Source organism: Butyrivibrio sp. X503 (assembly GCF_003625475.1).
GTDB lineage: Bacteria > Bacillota > Clostridia > Lachnospirales > Lachnospiraceae > Butyrivibrio.
The window spans coordinates 41,633-58,721 of sequence record NZ_RAIQ01000006.1; the positions used below are offsets into that span (position 1 = coordinate 41,633).

The 17,089-nt window shown below is 43.4% G+C and carries 14 protein-coding genes; 2 read left to right on the forward strand and 12 right to left on the reverse strand.

Translation table 11 applies throughout. From position 1 onward, the window contains the following. Window positions 1–6: 6 nt before the first annotated feature. The 12 genes from D6853_RS11615 to D6853_RS11670 all read right to left on the reverse strand — a co-directional run bounded on the left by D6853_RS11615 (window position 7) and on the right by D6853_RS11670 (window position 13,578). The gene (locus tag D6853_RS11615; RefSeq protein WP_120658176.1) at window positions 7–1,374 is read right to left on the reverse strand and encodes an ABC transporter substrate-binding protein; all 1,368 of its coding nucleotides are present in this window, start codon (window positions 1,372–1,374) and stop codon (window positions 7–9) included. 28 nt (window positions 1,375–1,402) lie between these two features. Continuing rightward, complete coding sequence (locus D6853_RS11620) at window positions 1,403–1,909, reverse strand: flavin reductase (RefSeq protein WP_120658177.1); 507 nt, start codon at window positions 1,907–1,909, stop codon at window positions 1,403–1,405. Between the two features lie 26 nt (window positions 1,910–1,935). After that, window positions 1,936–2,439 (reverse strand): GreA/GreB family elongation factor, encoded by a 504-nt coding sequence (locus D6853_RS11625; protein ID WP_120658178.1) that lies wholly within the window; start codon window positions 2,437–2,439, stop codon window positions 1,936–1,938. Window positions 2,440–2,511: 72 nt separating this feature from the next. Next, window positions 2,512–3,375 (reverse strand): class II fructose-1,6-bisphosphate aldolase, encoded by an 864-nt coding sequence (fba, locus tag D6853_RS11630; protein ID WP_120658179.1) that lies wholly within the window; start codon window positions 3,373–3,375, stop codon window positions 2,512–2,514. 126 nt (window positions 3,376–3,501) lie between these two features. Beyond that, window positions 3,502–5,595 (reverse strand): glycoside hydrolase family 13 protein, encoded by a 2,094-nt coding sequence (locus D6853_RS11635; RefSeq protein WP_120658180.1) that lies wholly within the window; start codon window positions 5,593–5,595, stop codon window positions 3,502–3,504. Between the two features lie 239 nt (window positions 5,596–5,834). Beyond that, a complete protein-coding gene (gene ftsH / locus D6853_RS11640; RefSeq protein WP_120658181.1) occupies window positions 5,835–7,694 on the reverse strand; it encodes an ATP-dependent zinc metalloprotease FtsH in 1,860 nt (619 codons plus the stop codon). Window positions 7,695–7,737: 43 nt separating this feature from the next. Further along, window positions 7,738–8,262 carry a hypoxanthine phosphoribosyltransferase gene (gene hpt, locus D6853_RS11645; RefSeq protein ID WP_120658182.1) on the reverse strand — a complete coding sequence of 175 codons (525 nt, stop codon included), beginning with the start codon at window positions 8,260–8,262 and terminating at the stop codon, window positions 7,738–7,740. Continuing rightward, window positions 8,255–9,691, reverse strand: coding sequence for a tRNA lysidine(34) synthetase TilS (gene tilS, locus D6853_RS11650; protein WP_120658183.1), 1,437 nt, complete (start codon window positions 9,689–9,691; stop codon window positions 8,255–8,257). The genes hpt and tilS overlap by 8 nt, the downstream gene beginning before the upstream one ends. Window positions 9,692–9,775: 84 nt before the next feature. Further along, the gene (locus D6853_RS11655) at window positions 9,776–10,087 is read right to left on the reverse strand and encodes an FtsB family cell division protein (RefSeq protein ID WP_120658184.1); all 312 of its coding nucleotides are present in this window, start codon (window positions 10,085–10,087) and stop codon (window positions 9,776–9,778) included. Window positions 10,088–10,158: 71 nt separating this feature from the next. Further along, window positions 10,159–10,398 carry an RNA-binding S4 domain-containing protein gene (locus D6853_RS11660; RefSeq protein WP_120658185.1) on the reverse strand — a complete coding sequence of 80 codons (240 nt, stop codon included), beginning with the start codon at window positions 10,396–10,398 and terminating at the stop codon, window positions 10,159–10,161. Next, on the reverse strand, window positions 10,395–12,218 hold the full coding sequence (locus D6853_RS11665) for a PEGA domain-containing protein (protein WP_158588744.1): 1,824 nt from the start codon (window positions 12,216–12,218) through the stop codon (window positions 10,395–10,397). Before D6853_RS11665 ends, D6853_RS11660 begins: the two co-directional genes overlap by 4 nt. Further along, window positions 12,193–13,578: a CCA tRNA nucleotidyltransferase gene (locus D6853_RS11670; RefSeq protein WP_120658187.1), complete on the reverse strand. Its 1,386-nt coding sequence runs from the start codon at window positions 13,576–13,578 to the stop codon at window positions 12,193–12,195. The genes D6853_RS11665 and D6853_RS11670 overlap by 26 nt, the downstream gene beginning before the upstream one ends. 101 nt (window positions 13,579–13,679) lie before the next feature. Here D6853_RS11670 and D6853_RS11675 point away from each other — a divergent pair, with 101 nt between their 5' ends. Then, window positions 13,680–15,401, forward strand: coding sequence for a GGDEF domain-containing protein (locus D6853_RS11675; protein WP_120658188.1), 1,722 nt, complete (start codon window positions 13,680–13,682; stop codon window positions 15,399–15,401). Then, window positions 15,394–17,085 carry a GGDEF domain-containing protein gene (locus tag D6853_RS11680; protein ID WP_158588745.1) on the forward strand — a complete coding sequence of 564 codons (1,692 nt, stop codon included), beginning with the start codon at window positions 15,394–15,396 and terminating at the stop codon, window positions 17,083–17,085. The genes D6853_RS11675 and D6853_RS11680 overlap by 8 nt, the downstream gene beginning before the upstream one ends. The last annotated feature ends 4 nt before the right edge of the window (window positions 17,086–17,089 follow it).

Genomic DNA, 17,089 nt, shown 5'->3' on the forward strand with positions numbered 1-17,089 from the left:
TCCCGTCTATTCTCTTCCACTTGCTATGGCTTGTACTTTTATATCAAGTTTTTTCATTGCTTCTTCCAAGTTTTCTTTTTTCAGAAGAACCTGTTGAAGCTCCTCTCCAAACGCAACTTTCACTTCTCTGCTGTTGTCTCCCCAATCATTATAGGGAAAGAACATAAAATTATCCAATACGCCTTTTATCTCATCAAACTCTTCCGGAACGCCAAAATCCACATCCGTCAGATATGTCTTGCTTCCCGGACTGTCTCTCCAAAGCGCTTTCTGACCGTCGTAGCTTGCAAGAGCCTTTACTATCCTTACCGATTCCTCCGCATGCTCGCCGTACTTATTGACCGCTATTCCCGTGTCACAGCCGCCTACAATAACCGGTATGTTTCCGCTTGTACTTCCGTAAGGCATCGTTCCGATGTTCATTTTCGGACAAAGCGACTTTATATAGTTGTAATCTTCCGGTCCCGCAACAAGAAAAACGCTCTTTCCTTCCGCAAATTCATGGATCGCCGCATCCATATCGAATAGATATAAGTCGGAAGACAACGCATTGTGATCGATCATCTTTTCCCAGTCTATAAGGTACGGATACAGTTCTTCATAAAAAGAGGCACTTCCACTCCTAATCCTTAACCCAAAAGAACGACCCTCCGGGGTATTGAAATATCCGTCTGCCAAAAGAGCCAGCGCACAATTCGAAAGCCGTTCTCCGTCCTTAAGCCCCGAAGAAATCGCTCTTACGGATCTGAAGCTGTTGATGTGATCACATATGTCCAGAAAACTATCATACGACGTCGGCATCGTCAGACCGTATTCTTCATACAGATCTTTGTTGTAGTAGAAACATTCATAAATACTCACGCTAGGTACGGCGTAAATACTATCCCTGAAAGCAAACGCATATCTGGCTTCCCCGTCAAACGAGTAACACGCATCGGTAACCGGTACAAGATATCCCGCTCTTGCATATTTGCTTGTCATCTTCTGCGTAACAAAGATAATATCCGCTGCTCCGTTGTATGAGAGCTGCGAATCTATCACAGATTCATAATTATCCCTCTGGATATATTCAAATTGGATGGTATACTCCGGAAATGTTTCGGCGAGATACGCCTTAAGATTGATCAGGTAAGGTTCTTTCTGCCAACACGCAATCCGAATAACGCCTCCGGATTTATCCGTAAGCGTACTTCCAACCTGCCCGTTCTCGGCACTGTCTTCCTTGCCCGTTGACGAAATTGTTTTGCTCATCTCGTCGGAACCGGAACCATCTTGGTTTATGTCTGCTTCGCCGCAGCCGCATAGTCCCCCCGAAAAAACAAGCAATAACGTCAAGATACATACTAAGATATAGGATAACTTACTGCGCCTCATACTTCCCTCATAAGATAAGCTCAAAGTATTATCTCAACAATATCTTATTTATTTCTCCTGTATAAAGAATATGATAATCTTCGTCTTTATACAGCTTTTCTATTATTTCTTTATCAACAAAACAATCTTTTTCAAATCCCTGCTTGTAGATAACCTTACAGGTTATGACTTCTTTTGCTTCATCGATAAATGGAATTCCGTCGTCATAATTGACGTTAAGTCTTGCCCCCGCAAGCTTATTCTCATCCCTGCCCGATACCATACCAAGGTATTTGAGCGCTCCTCTGTATGCCTCCTGATCCATAAAGCTTATAGAATACTCTCCGGATTCATCGAGACATTCTCTTGTATACCTGCTCTTTCTGACAAATATAAAGGTGACTCTTTTGTTCCAAACATAGCCTACACCGCCCCATTCAGCGGATACTGCATTGACCTTCCCGTCCTTAAGTGAGGTTATTATTATCTTCTCACCAACAAATCGATACGGGCCGTTTTCGATATCTTCCGGGTTAACCGGCTGGAATACATGCATAGATACCTCCTATCCGGAAATACTGCTTAAAAATCCCTTATCTTATCGTCGTCTGTCAGTCCAGTATTTTCGATATTTTTTATCGTTACACCGTAACTAAAATCATCGCTTACTTTAATAGTAACATGGTCTCCTACCCTATGTCCAAGCAATTGTTTGCCAAGCGGAGACTCTATACTTATAAGGCCTTTTAGTGAGTTCTGTCTCATGGTTGTGACTATCTTATAAGTCTCTTCCGATTTATCTTCATCAAGTACCACGGTAACGGATTTGTTCATTCCGACCTGGTCTTCCTTGCTGTTGTCATCTATAACTTTGGCAGTTTTTATCATCCTCTCAAGGAATCTTATTCTGCTCTCATTCTGATTTTTAGCCTTCTTGGCTGCGTAGTATTCAAAATTTTCGGAAAGATCGCCCTGTGCTCTTGCTTCTTTAACATGCTCAAGGAGTTCTTTTCTGACAACCACCTTGCGATGTTCAATCTCTCTTTCCATGTCTTCTATATCTTTTTTTGTCAATTCGTTATTCACGTACTTTTCCCCCTTAAATGGAAAAACAGGCGAAGCTGTGGGCTTCGCCTGCTGTAATAATTCTTAGTAAGATCAAGCCTTTCCAACTGATCCGAAGAGTTCCATCTTCTCCTTAACTGTAGCCTTGATAGCATCAGAACCGGGAGCAAGAAGCTTACGAGGGTCAAATCCCTTACCTTCAAGATCCTTACCTGCCTCAACATACTTACGTGTTGCATCAGCGAATGAAAGCTGGCACTCTGTATTAACGTTGATCTTGGAAACACCAAGTGTGATAGCCTTCTTGATCATGTCTGCAGGGATACCTGTGCCGCCGTGTAAAACGAGAGGCATAACACCTGTCTTCTGCTGAATAGCATCAAGAACGTCAAATCTAAGTCCCGGCCATCCTTCAGGATATTTACCGTGGATGTTACCGATACCTGCTGCGAGCATATCTACGCCGAGATCAGCGATTCTCTTACACTCATCGGGATCAGCACACTCACCCATTCCTACAACGCCGTCTTCCTCGCCGCCGATTGAACCAACCTCAGCCTCGATAGAAAGACCAAGATGATGAGCTACATTAACAAGCTCTGTTGTCTTAGCAACGTTCTCATCGATATCGTAGTGAGAACCATCAAACATGATTGATGTGAAGCCTGCTTCGATACACTTATAACATCCGTCGTATGTACCGTGGTCTAAGTGAAGAGCTACGGGAACAGTAATTCCGAGGTTCTTGTCCATCTCTCTAACCATAGCAGCTACTGTGCTGAAGCCTGTCATATACTTACCGGCACCCTCAGATACACCGAGGATAACGGGTGAATTAAGCTCCTGAGCTGTTAAAAGAATTGACTTTGTCCACTCAAGGTTGTTGATGTTGAACTGTCCTACTGCGTAGTGGCCTTCCTTTGCTTTTACAAGCATGTCTTTTGCGGATACTAACATAGTTTTTCTCCTTACTTAATTTATTTATTTTTTGTGGACACACTTTTTTACGTTCCTGTGCCCTAATAAACGACTAAGACTATTATATACTGACCGTCGCCAAAAATAAAGTTAAACCTTTCACAATCAGCCGAAATCAATGAAGTTGTCAGCCCAGAATTCTTCTGAGGTTACAGGCGATGTGCTATCGTATCTAAGCACCGTTCCTGACTTTCTTGACAGTGTCACTGTAAGAATGCCGTCTTTAGCCCTTTCCTGGCCCGATCCGACAATGAATCCCAAGCTGTCGGTCTGGATCATATTTGTAAGCGCCGCATCAGCGGGCATTCCGGTAGGAGTAATGTCTATTTCTTTGGTCACTTCAAAATCATTGTTATTGATGATGATTATAGAAACCGCCGCTCTGTTGAATCTTCCGTATGCAATGAAATTGGTGTCGGCATAAAGCTCTTTTATGGATCCGAGCTTAAGCTCGGAACAGCTCTTGCGAATTTTTATCATTTCCTTGTGGAACTCGAGCATTTCCATATCCTCTTTTCCCCAAGGATATGTTCTTCTGTTGTCGGGATCCGTAAAGCCGCAAAGTCCGACTTCATCGCCATAGTAGATCGTAGGTGCGCCGGGCCATGTCATCTGTATCATTACAGCCTCTCTCATAACGGGTTTGCTGATACCCGTATCAGCGGATGAAGCCATGAGTGTATTGCTCCTTCCGACCTTTTGGCTGGTTCTTGTAAGGAACCTCGAATGATCGTGGTTGGAGAGCTGATTCATCGCCGTATATAAGGAAGGCATGCTGAAATTCTCGCCGCCTGCGTATAACATGGTGTCAAAAAACTCTCTGGCGTTACCAACTCTTATCGGCATGAACTTGTCGCTGTGCTTGTCCATTCCGGTAAGAAACCAGGTCACAGGCTCCATGAATGCGTCGTAGTTCATGACGGTATCCCACTCATCGCCCATCATCCAGTCCCTTGAAGGTCCGTATTGCTCCGCAATGATGATGGCGTTCGGATTTGCTTTTTTGACCTCTTCTCTGAATCTCTTCCAGAAATGATGATTATATTCGGGAGAATGTCCCAAGTCGGCAGCCACATCAAGGCGCCAGCCGTCTGCGTTGTACGGCGCGGACACCCATTTTCTTCCTATACTGAGAATATAGTCTTCAAGCTCTCTTGATCCCTCGTAATTAAGCTTAGGAAGCGTATCATAGCCCCACCAGCCGTCGTAATCTCCGTTATCCGGCCAGCTTCCGCCGTTAAATGAAAAGTAATCATGATACGGGCTGCTCTCATCGATATATGCGCCCTTTTCATAACCTTTTTTATTCTCATATATTTTTTCTCTATCAAGCCATTTATTGAAAGAACCGCAGTGATTAAAGACCCCGTCAAGGATTACTTTGATGTGTCTTGTATGCGCTTCTTTTACAAGCTTGGCAAAAAGCTCGTCACTCGCCTCAAGATTTTTCTTGCTTGTGACCCTGCTAATATACTTGGTCGCATGGGTATTATCCATGTCATGCTTATCCAGAACCTCTCCGCCGTCTTCAACGATCACTCCGAAATGAGGATCGATATGGTCATAGTCCTGAATGTCATATTTATGACTCGAAGGAGATACAAAAAGAGGGTTGAAATAAATAGCCTCTATTCCGAGATCCTTAAGATAATCAAGCTTATCTATAACGCCCTGAAGATCTCCGCCGTAAAACTTGGCAAAGTCATGCTCGGCATCGGGATACGCATCCCACTTGTCCACATGGGCTACATTCTTGCCGTTATAAGAATATTCATTGGTAAGTACGTCATTGCCTTTGTCGCCGTTATTGAATCTCTCAACAAAGATCTGATACATAACGGCGCCCTTTGCCCACTTGGGAGTCATAAAGCCCGGGTATACCCTAAAGAGCATGCTTTCCATAACATCATTTACAACACCTCTTTTATCATAGCGATAAAAGCTTCCGTCTTTGCCTCTTATTTCAAAATAATAATCTATCGGTTCGGTTCCGGCGCTTATGGAAGCATCATAGTAATCGAAATCATCGGTTGTCTCAGAACGCTTCATCTTATATCGCTCTTTTCTGAGAACAAGCGTGATCTCTTCAGCATCGCCCTTAGCGCATCTGAACCTTATATCCGTTGTTCTGTTTTTATCCGGTTCGGCAGGCCTTAGATAATCCAAGGTCATGTCGTGGAATAATAGTTTTGTGTTCATATGTTTTTCCTTGAAGTGGAATATTACGCATCTATGAGAAATCCCATAAATGCAAAAAAGACAGCGGGGAAGCTGTCTTTTTTAGAGAAGGTATTTCTTTCTTATGGGGTATAGCAAAAAACTATATAATGTATTGGGGGGTTACGCATATTATACTAACATCCACCCAACCCCGCGTAAAGGCTAATACTTCACAAATTTGTCAAAAACAGCTATGCTTTTTTGTGCATGTTGCACAATTATATTTCTATATTAACTTCGCACTGGGTATCGTGTCCTTCAAAAAGAGACTCGAACTCTTCGCGTCCGATCTTCTCCTTCTCTATAAGCAGCTCTGCGCTTGAATGAAGGATATCCTCATACTTAAGAATGATCTCTTTTGCTCTGGAATAACACTTGTCTATTATAGTCTTTACTTCTTTGTCTATCTCACCGGACATAAGCTCACTGTGCTTCTTATTGTGTGAGATATCATAGCCGATAAATACATCTTCCTCATTCTCATCATAATTGATAAGTCCGATCTTGCTTGACATACCGTACTTGGTAACCATGCTTCTTGCTTCGCTTGTTGCCTTTCCTATATCACTTACGGCTCCTGTTGTGATATCACCAAAGATTATCTCTTCAGCGATTCTTCCGCCAAGTGCAACCATGATATCCTGAAGCATTCTGCTCTTTGTAATGTGCATGTCGTCGTTCTCTGAAAGCGGCATTGTATATCCTGCTGCCCCTACGCCCGTAGGAATAACGGAAATAGTATGAACAGGTCCCACATCGGGAAGCACATGGAAGAGGATAGCATGTCCGGCCTCGTGATAAGCGGTGATCTTCTTATCTTTATCCGTAATGATCCTGCTTCGTTTCTCAGTTCCGATACCAACCTGCGTAAATGCTCTGTTGACATCCGCCTGATCGATATATGATCTGCTCTCTACAGCTGCGTTAATAGCAGCTTCGTTCAAGAGGTTCTCAAGATCGGCTCCCGTAAAGCCTGCTGTTGTTCTGGCAAGTCCCTTGAGATCAACGTCACTTCCGAGAGGCTTATTCTTGGAATGAACCTTGAGGATCGCTTCTCTTTCACCTACATCGGGTCTTGTAACCGTGATCTTTCTGTCGAATCTTCCGGGTCTTAATATAGCGGGGTCAAGGATGTCTACTCTGTTAGTAGCAGCCATGACGATAATGCCCTCGTTGACACCAAAGCCGTCCATCTCAACCAGCATCTGGTTAAGTGTCTGCTCTCTCTCATCGTGGCCTCCGCCCATACCGGTTCCGCGGCGTCTTGCTACCGCGTCGATCTCATCTATGAATATGATACAAGGCGCATTCTTCTTGGCTTCACCAAAAAGGTCTCTTACTCTTGATGCACCTACACCGACGAACATCTCTACAAAGTCCGAACCCGAAATACTAAAGAACGGAACTCCCGCTTCTCCCGCAACCGCTCTTGCAAGGAGAGTCTTACCTGTTCCGGGGGCACCTTCCAATAACACGCCCTTGGGAATTCTTGCTCCAACCTTGGTAAACTTCTCGGGTGCTTTCAAAAACTGAATGATCTCATGGAGCTGCTCTTTTTCTTCATTAAGTCCCGCAACATCTGCGAGTCTTGTCTTGTTGTCTTCGGCAACGGAAAGCTTGGCTCTGCTCTTGCCGAAGTTCATCATGCGGCTGTTTCCCGCACTTCCCGCCTGCATATTGCTAATCATGGAAAAAACAAATACCATTACGATCAGACCGACAATAACGGGAACTATTCCGTTTATAAGAATGTTCTCAGAAGGTATGTCTTTTACCTCTACCTGAACATCTTTACCTGTAACAATGTCTTCAACCTCCGTAACATCGGTTGTATAGAATGACTTGTCGTTGCTTCCGTCCTTAAAGCCTACTCTTACGGATCCCGTAGGAGTCTCAGCGTTTGGCATTATCTCAACGTATGCAACTTTTCCCGCGTCTACGTCCTGTATAAACTCATTTCTTGAATAAGCGTTTGTGTCTTTTGAGAAAAAAGTCCTTCCGTACTCTAAGCAAACCACGGCCACAAGCAAAACGACCACAAAAACAAATATCGGATTATAACTTCTATTTCGGTTCAAATTAATAAATCCCCCTTGGATTACTTTTCATATTGTGATTATATCAGTTAAACTCTACAACCCCAATGTAAGGAAGGTTACGATATCTCTGATCGTAATCAAGACCGTAGCCCACAACAAATTCATCGGGAATCTCAAATCCCGTATAATCAACCTTTACATCTGTAACTCTGCGCTCAGGTTTATCAAGAAGTGTGCAGAGCTTGATGCTTGCAGGGCCTCTGTCTCCGAGCATTTTTATAAGATATGACAGTGTTCTTCCCGAATCAACGATATCCTCGACGATGAGTACGTGTCTGTCTTTAAGAGGTTCATCAAGGTCCTTGACGATCTTTACAACTCCGCTTGACTTGGTTGAGCTTCCGTAGCTTGATGCAGACATAAAGTCCATAGTTACGGGAATAGTAATTCGCTTAGCAAGCTCGCACATGAAAAATACGCCGCCCTTAAGCACGCATACAAGATGCACCGTTTCTCCCGCGTAATCTCTGCTGATAGCTTCTCCAAGCTCCTTGATCCTCTTATCAACTTCTTCTTCCGTCAGTAATACTCGAACTGATTCAGCCACTGTTTTTTCCTCCAAAAATAATATTTATAGCCAAAATACTTTCTGTATCTTCACTTATCTTAGCCTTACTGCTCATTCTGTAACCGGGAACCCACAGAACATGGTCTCCGTCCGCCAGAACATAAAGCTCATCCCGCTCATTCGCAGGAATCTTCACATCCGTCATGAACTTGGAAAGCATCTTTTTGCAGTCCTTTCCGTCCATCTCAATATAGATGTAATCGTCCTTTTTTCTGCGTCTAAAAACGGTTGTCTGTATTCTATCACAATCAAACCATTTAGTATATGTATCTGACGGAATGGTATCCCCCGCTTTTCTTTTCATTATAGAAACGCTCGCGGTGCCAAGTCCCGGTACTTCATAAACCTTTTCACCGCCCGAAAGATCTTCCTTTAAGATCTCGATCTCTTTTCTATCATCATAAGAGCCTGCGACATCCTTCTCATTCTTTTTACTGATAATAAGTATATTATACTGCCTTATTGCGGTAAGCAGGTACGGGAAATCTTTTCTTTTGGTTCCTTCTGTGTCATTTGCAAGGTTTATTAGCGCTTCGACATGTAAAGAAGTAATGTCTTTCCTGTTTGGAGTAAGCTGTTCAAAGCAAAGGAGTATCACATTTTCTTTGATGATACCGGGTAGTTCGTTTAGCTTATTTATATCAAGCTCAATACTGTCATTCTCATGAACAACTTCCTTTTCAAAAAAGTCTTTTGCAACGCTTCTTATATAGTCATCCGCCCTGGCAAATTTCTCAGCTGCCTTGCTAAGATGCTCCGCCGCGCCTTCATTTATCTCTTTTTCGGCGTACGGAATAATAACGTTTCTTATCTTATTTCTGGTATGGATATTTTCTTCGTTGGTAGAATCAGTGCAAAAAGAAAGCTCTTTTTCCTTGAGGTACTCCTCTATCTCAAGCCTTGATACGCATAGCAGCGGTCTGATGATATTGTCTCTCTTTGGTCTGATCGCGCCCGCGCCGTGAAGGCCGCTTCCTCTCATCAGATTATGCAAAAGAGTCTCCGCTGCATCGTTTTGATGATGGGCAACCGCAATCTTTGTTGCGCCGGTCTTTTGGGCATAAGACTCAAAAGCCTCGTACCTTAGCTTTCTGCCCGCTTCCTCTTCGGTGAGCTTGTTTTCCTTGGCATAAAGCGGGACGTTCTCTTCAACAAGAATATATTCAACACCTCGCTCTTTGCAGAAATCCCGTGTAAAAGAAGCATCTTCTCCCGCTTCGGGTCTGATCCCGTGATTGACATGGAGCGCACAAAGCTCTATCCCCAGGAGTTTTCGAAGTTCATACAAAACCGTGATAAGCGCCGTCGAATCCGCTCCTCCGGAAAAGCCTATAAGGACTTTGTCGGACGAAACAAGAAGCTCGTTCTCTCTTATGAAATTAAGTACTTTATTTTCAAATCCGTTCATAATCCTCTTTTTATAACATGAACAAACAGCGCAGACATATACGTAATCCGTACCGATGTCTGCGCTGCATTACACTGATTTCAGTCACCTATCTTCATTCTTGAAGATAATCTCACCGGGATACACAAGTCCCAATTTATCCTTGGCCGTATCCTCTATATATTTGCGTGTTTCCGTGTACCGCTCAAATTCAGCAATATTTTCACTTCTTTGCTGCTCTGCCTCGATCTGTGCCTGAAGATATTCCTCTTTGGCCTGAAGATCGGCGGCTTTACGCATAAGGCCTACGCTCTTGACCGAAACTACGGTCACGAGAATAAGAACCACCATGCTGGCCCACGCAATTCCTGCTCTATTCTGAAAACGACGCCTCTTATAGCGTGCCTTTGCTGCCATCTGCAATTACCCCAATCAATAATGTTGCTTTATATCTATATTTACATTCTAATACAAGCGGTAAAAGCCTGTCAAATGTATCGATACAAATTCGTAACATCCTCTTTGTGCACTGTTTCCTGAACATCCAGAACTTCAACGCTTACATCCTTGTTACCAAAGCCTATTGTGATCTTATCACCCACCTTAACATCAGCAGATGCCTTGGCCGGACGACCGTTGATCTGTACTCTTCCCGCATCACAGGCTTCGTTTGCAACGGTACGTCTTTTTATCAATCGGGTTACTTTTAAATATTTATCAAGTCTCATTGGTTTTCTCCCGATGCGGTGTTTGCCGCATCACTACTGTCTTTTTTATCTTTGGAAGAGCCGGTTTCGCTGCCGTCTGTGCCTTCCTCTGTATTTGTCTTACCGCCGTGATCAGAGGGATTTGTCGCCTCCTCTTTTCCCGAATCGGTCTTATCCTTATCGGAAGAATCGCCTTTCTTGTCTGTTGTGGCTGTCGTTGACGAATCGTCCTTCTTATCTGTTGTAGCAGTCGCTGAGGAATCTTTCGGTTTGGTCGTAGCAACCGAAGAAGCATCGGGCTTGGTCGTCACCTTAGCAGCGGCCTCATCCGCAGTCTTAGCCTTAGAAGCATCTGCAGGCTTTTGTGTTGATGCGTTTGTAGCTGCATCCGAAGGCTTATCGGACTTTTCGTCATTCTCCGATTCTTTTTCTTCTTTCTTAAGCTCAGGGAACTTATAGAAAGTGTTGTCTTCCGAATCATCGACATTAACTCTGTAGCTCTTGGTCTTATAACCGTCTCTTCGAAGCGTAACTTCATGAGTTCCGGAAACCTTTGTAAAGATCGCGGGAGTCATTCCTATATAGCTTCCGTCAAAGTAAACTTCCGTATCTTCAGGCTCTTCGACATAGATCTTGTATCCTTCGATAACCCTGTTCTTATCCTTGGGTTTATCACTGTTGGCACTTACCGTAGCAACGCTTGATGCAGCGGAGCTCTTGGGTATCGTGGCAACAGATGCCGAAGATGATGAATCCTTGTCTTTTTTATTTATAGAATTATAATCGGCTGCTGCCGATGAAGAACTCTTGGATGATCCCGAGTCCTCCTTTTCAAGCTCTATCTGAACAACCGACTTGGCGGTTCCGACTTTAAGATATCTGTTCTGAGTGATATAGCCGTCTGCCATGATCTTTAAGGCATGGTAGCCATAGCGGATCGAAACGGGAACATCGGTAAGCTGCTTCTCACCGTCCACATACACTTCCGCTTCCGAAGGCGTGATCTCAAATGTAACAAGACCTTCCTTGGGCTTTGATATAGTAATGTCGCTTGTGTCGACTACAGTCTCCTTATTCCTGCTTATGCTGACCTTGGACTGATAATTGGCGCCGTTTCCGAGAATCTGAAGATTGTACTCTCCCTCGGGAGCGCTCAGCATCATATTGGGTGATATCTTGTAAATAACCTCATTATCAAGCTCAAGCCAGGCTCCGACAAGACTCCTATCCTCAACGGTATCCGAAGAAAGACTTACATAACCGTGTCCGCTTGTGACAACTACGCTGTAGATCTCATTGTCCACACCGTATACCTTGATCTTGTCTGTTCCGAGAACGTCTTCTGCAAGAGCAGGCTCGCCCTCTGCCATAACCAAAGCTCTTGTATCCATCTTGTAGAGCTCGCCCTTAACCTTGGCTGTCTTGTCCGCTCTGACAAGCTCGTGGTCTCTTGTATCCTCGATAGTCCATGCATCCTTGGAAACCACAAGGGATGTTATGTGCTTGGTGCTCTTAAGAAACTTTACGTCTACAACCTGTCCGATTTCCAAAAGACTCGGAGAAAGCGGATTCTCTCTCGCATCATACATCATGCTGGTGTTGTCATAATCGAGCGTGTATGTTCTTCCCGTCGCATGATTTCTGAATCTGATCTTCTTGGAATCAAGGTCTATATCTCTAATGGCAGCGGTGTCTGCACTGTCATACTTACCGATCATCGATATGCTTATCTTTTTGTTTGCGGTCGCGAAGGCTTCCGCGCCCGGTACATTAGGTGTCAGCATGGCAAAAGAAATTGCTACTGCCAAGGCCGTTTCAATTATCCGATGATTCTTTTTCATGATCTTCTCCTTGCTCATGCTCCTTCATGAATACGTTTTTTAGGCGCTCCGGCTCTAAAAGATACTCTTTGGTGTTATGTGCAGGTTCATCAATGACATCCGAAAGCATGGCGTTTAATATATCGCCTATCTGCCTGCCCGGAGCTATTCCAAGGCAGATAAGATCTTTACCTCCGACCGCAAGCTGCTTAAGTGTCACGCAATCATTCTCTTTTTTTATTTTATCATAAAGAACTCTTATATCCTTAAGTGCCTGCAATTTCTCTTTTTGATAATAAGAGCTCTGCGCCATGGTGTCTGCATATTTAACATCGAGAAGGAGAGTGAAATCCTCAACTCCCACTCTGTTCATGGCTCTTCTTACGCTCCTTGGCTCGGCCGGGAATCTGTCGTCGTGATACTTTATCAAATTGCAGACTCTGTCCATTGTATCTCTGTCAAATTTAAGCCTTCTGAAAATATCTTCGGCCATCTTGGCTCCAAGCTGCGCGTGTCCATGAAAATGGCATATATTGTTATCATCGTTCGTTTTGGTAAGAGGCTTTCCGATATCATGAAGAAGCATCGCAAGCCTAAGCACCTTATCGGACTTAACGTAAGAAAGCGACTTAACGATATGTGTTCCTACGTCATATAAATGATGAGGATTGTTCTGCTCGGTCTCCATGCAGGCATCAAACTCGGGAAGTACTACCTTAGTAATTCCAAGATCATATAGATCCATGAATTTCTCGGGATGATCCGATTCAAGAAGCTTGATAAGCTCGACCTGAATTCTCTCCGCACTTATTTTCTTAAGCGTTGGAGCAAGCTCTTTTATCGCTTCTTTGGTCTCTTCTTCTATTTCATAGTCAAGCTGCGCGGAAAATCTCACGGCTCTCATTATTCTGAGGGCATCCTCGGAGAAACGCTCGTGTGCGTTACCCACGCATCTGATAAGCTTTTTCTCAAGATCCTCTACTCCTCCGAACCTGTCGATAAGCCCCTCTTCATCGTTGTAGGCCATCGCATTTATCGTAAAATCACGCCTTCTCATATCCTCGGTGAGATTTTTGGTAAAAGTGACTTCGCTCGGATGTCTGCTGTCTTCGTACTTTCCGTCTATACGGTATGTGGTGACTTCATAACCCTCTTTTCCCATCATGACCGTAACTGTTCCGTGTTCAATACCTGTATCTATCGTTCTTCTGAAAAGCTTCTTGGTATCCTCCGGAAGTGCATTGGTTGTAATATCCCAATCCATCGGCTCTCTTCCAAGCAGCGCATCTCTTACGCAACCACCCACGATATAGGCTTCAAATCCCGCCTTGTGCATGGTGTCCAATATAAATTTCGCATTTTCGGGCATTTTAATAATCATATTCTCATAATAGCCCAAAGACCGATACTTGTGAAGAATTGTCTAGGAATTTTCTTTTACAGGTTATATACTTATGTTAATGATATTATGAGGGTTTAAATATGAAATTCAGAAAAAACACCAGGTTTGTTGCTATCCTTTTGCTTGCTATTTTTTTCCTTCTGATAATGGCACTATTGAAGGTTATAGATAATTCCTACTCTTACAGCTCATCCCTTACCAATCTTGAGGACAGATGGACTGTTTGTTTAAACGACGAAGTTTTGGCGACTTCTTCTGTTCTGCACGAGATCAATATTCCCGTCATCAACAATGACGATTCTCTCGTTCTGACAAGAACAATCCCGTATATTTCAGATAACTCATGCTGTCTTTATTTTTTCACCAAGCATGCCATAGTAGATGTGTATGTAGGAAAAGATCTTATCTATTCTTACGGACGTGACATCTATGAAAAATATCATGAGTGTCCCGACAGATTTAACTGCGTTTCACTTACGGGAGCTCATTCGGGAAACCGCTTAAAGGTTGTTCTCACCGGAACGAGAAAAGCTTCTTTTTCTTCACTCTCTGAGTTTATGCTCGGAAGCAGAGTCGATATTCTTTCATATCATCTTTTGCAAAACTCGGTAAGTATATTCTCCGGAATATTCCTATCCATTCTTGGCGTAATACTTATTATTATCTCGCCGTACATGTACGTCTACCATGACAGAGAGCTAAGGCTGTTCTTTAGCGGTCTTACTTCGTTCCTTCTCGGTCTTTTTATCCTGGGACAGTACGGGCTCATCGACATGCTGATCAACAATCCGCATGCCAATTCGTTTGCGGAATATGCTTCTTTTATCTGTATCCCGATTTCCGTAACGGGATATCTTTTCTCCGTATTTCCAAAAAGGAGCAAGCGCCTTTTCCAGATTATCTTTTTGTATAACATAGGTTTCTTCATTGTTCTTTTGGCACTAAACAATTACAACATTCTGAAATTCTCGGATGTGACGACCTATATTCAGGCTTCGATCATAATACAGAGCATTATCGCAATTGTCCTTTTGTACAGGGAAAGAGAACACTTCTTTACCTCCGACGATCACAACACGACTTCGGATCTCTTTTTCATACTGGGACTACTTGCGTTCATGATTTTCGCAATCTCCGATATCTTTGTTTACGATTATCACAAATATAAGAGCAACACCGGAAATATCTTTATTTACGGAAGCGGCTTTACGTTCGGCGCGCTTTTGTTTGTGTCTTGTCTTATCATCAGTTATCTTTTCTACAGCATATACAACAACAATTATGCATCGATGAAAAGGCAGATGGTTGACCTTGCTTACACGGATCCTCTGACGGGACTTGCAAACAGAGCAAGGTGCGAGCAAATAATGCAGATCATTTCCAACGAACACAGTCTTTATACGATCTTTAGTATCGACCTTAATAAGCTCAAGGTTGTCAACGACACCTACGGCCACCACGAGGGCGACCGCCTTCTTACGGGCTTTTCGACCATACTTACCAATTGCTTCTGGGATGCGAATCTCATCGGAAGAATGGGCGGCGACGAATTTATTGTCATCCTTCTTGATGAGCAGGCTTCTCATTGCACCAAGAGAATTCATGAGTTCTATGCTCTTTTATCCGAATGGAACAGAAAAGAGCAGGTGTTCCAATACAGTGCCTCCTACGGATACGCGTACAGCTATGAGGTTCCGAACAGCTCCGCTCAGGAGGTATACATGCTGGCTGATTCGCGCATGTATGAGATGAAAAAAGAGCACCGCGAAAATAATGGAATGGGGGTATCCTTCAATGCGTAAATCAGTGACTTTCATAGGAATATCCACCCTTTTCATCATAGTTCTTTTCTCCGTATTTTTAAATTTCCTTCGCTTTGAGAGACGCTATCCCATGTACTCTCTGGAAAAAGGATGGGTTGCAACATACAGAAACCAGCAATATCTTAATACCGAACTCAGTGAACTGAGCGAACAGATAGGTATTTCTTTTTCACGAGGAGACAAGATTACTTTGACACTTCCAAGGCTTCTTGACTCTTGCGAAGCGCCATTCCCGTATCTCATCTTCAAGACTCAGTGCTGTGCGTATGAGGTATTCCTTGACGGCAAGCTCATTGCATATGAAGGGCTCGACGCCGTGGCAAACGGTTCTTACATAGGAAACGGCTACAATATTGTTCCTTTGGAGCCTGATTATGCGGGCAAAAAACTCTCAATAAACCTGTACGTAACCGAGAACAATACCAAGGCAAATGTTGTAAACATGATGATGGGAGATTTTGACGATCTGTACAGATATCTCCTCTATACAGCGACATTCCCTCTGATAACGGGAATCTTCCTTATAGTTTTCGGTCACATCTTCCTGCTCATCTCTCTGGTATTTTACATGCGATCTTCAGATGTGTTTAACCAGATCGTGTGCTCGATCATAGGTATTTTGCTGGGTGTATGGCTCCTTACGAAATTTGACTGCTTCACGTTCCTACTTGATAAGTCAACGGCGACGTTTATAGGTTACTCAGCATTGTATCTGCTTGTTCCGACGATATATTCGCTGATATACTGCCTGCACAAACGCTACGACGGAACCGTCCTTACCGTAACGGGATATGGCTCGCTTGCTTTCAGCTTTTTGTTTATCGCTTTGCACCTGACAGACAAAGTTCATATTCACCACTTTATAATCCCGTATTATCTGCTTGCGGTGATAAGCTTCCTGTTCCTTGCGATATATGATTTTATCGATATAAAAGCCAAGTCCAAGAATCCGACCACTCAGATCCTTATGTTTGGTCTTACGCCTCTGTCCATATCACTGATTCTTACCGCATGTACCGATGTTATGAGGCATAATCTGGACTGCAGAGAGAGCTTCCTCATGACCAACGTAATTCCTGCAACTGCGATGTTTTTTGTTATCACGCAGCTGCTTAATCACTTCGTCTTCATGACAAGAATTTATGCCCAGAGAAAAGAGTATGCTTCTCTTGCTCAGATTGCTTTTGAAGATGCGCTTACTCAGCTTCCCAACAGAGCAAGCTCAGATAAAAGACTCGCGGATCTCGATGAATCCGATTCCGATTTCTGCATAGTGAGTCTTGACCTAAACGGACTGAAAGAAGTTAACGACAACGACGGTCATCCTGCGGGAGATAAGCTTCTTAAGAGTTTTTCATCCGCACTTTCGGAAGTATTTAAAAATATCGGAGAATGCTTCAGGATCGGCGGCGATGAATTCATGGTAATCTTGGAGTCATCAGAAAAAGATAAAGTTATTGAGCTCCTTGATCTTTTGGATAAAAAGCTTTTGGAACTCGATAAAGAAGATCCCGGCATCAACCACAGCGTTTCTCACGGCTTCGCTTTTAGGTCGGAAGCGGAAGATAAAGATACGCATACGGTATTCATGCTTGCAGACCAGAGAATGTACAACAACAAAAAGACTTATTACGCAAGAAAAAACGTAAGTAAAAATAAGTAATAAA

Excerpts from the sequence above, each read along its gene's own strand:
- D6853_RS11615 (WP_120658176.1), bottom strand. The coding sequence starts at position 1,374 with ATGAGGCGCAGTAAGTTATCCTATATCTTAGTATGTATCTTGACGTTA.
- D6853_RS11620 (WP_120658177.1), bottom strand. The coding sequence starts at position 1,909 with ATGCATGTATTCCAGCCGGTTAACCCGGAAGATATCGAAAACGGCCCG.
- fba (WP_120658179.1), bottom strand. The coding sequence starts at position 3,375 with ATGTTAGTATCCGCAAAAGACATGCTTGTAAAAGCAAAGGAAGGCCAC.
- D6853_RS11635 (WP_120658180.1), bottom strand. The coding sequence starts at position 5,595 with ATGAACACAAAACTATTATTCCACGACATGACCTTGGATTATCTAAGG.
- tilS (WP_120658183.1), bottom strand. The coding sequence starts at position 9,691 with ATGAACGGATTTGAAAATAAAGTACTTAATTTCATAAGAGAGAACGAG.
- D6853_RS11655 (WP_120658184.1), bottom strand. The coding sequence starts at position 10,087 with ATGGCAGCAAAGGCACGCTATAAGAGGCGTCGTTTTCAGAATAGAGCA.
- D6853_RS11660 (WP_120658185.1), bottom strand. The coding sequence starts at position 10,398 with ATGAGACTTGATAAATATTTAAAAGTAACCCGATTGATAAAAAGACGT.
- D6853_RS11665 (WP_158588744.1), bottom strand. The coding sequence starts at position 12,218 with ATGAAAAAGAATCATCGGATAATTGAAACGGCCTTGGCAGTAGCAATT.
- D6853_RS11670 (WP_120658187.1), bottom strand. The coding sequence starts at position 13,578 with ATGATTATTAAAATGCCCGAAAATGCGAAATTTATATTGGACACCATG.
- D6853_RS11675 (WP_120658188.1), top strand. The coding sequence starts at position 13,680 with ATGAAATTCAGAAAAAACACCAGGTTTGTTGCTATCCTTTTGCTTGCT.
- D6853_RS11680 (WP_158588745.1), top strand. The coding sequence starts at position 15,394 with ATGCGTAAATCAGTGACTTTCATAGGAATATCCACCCTTTTCATCATA.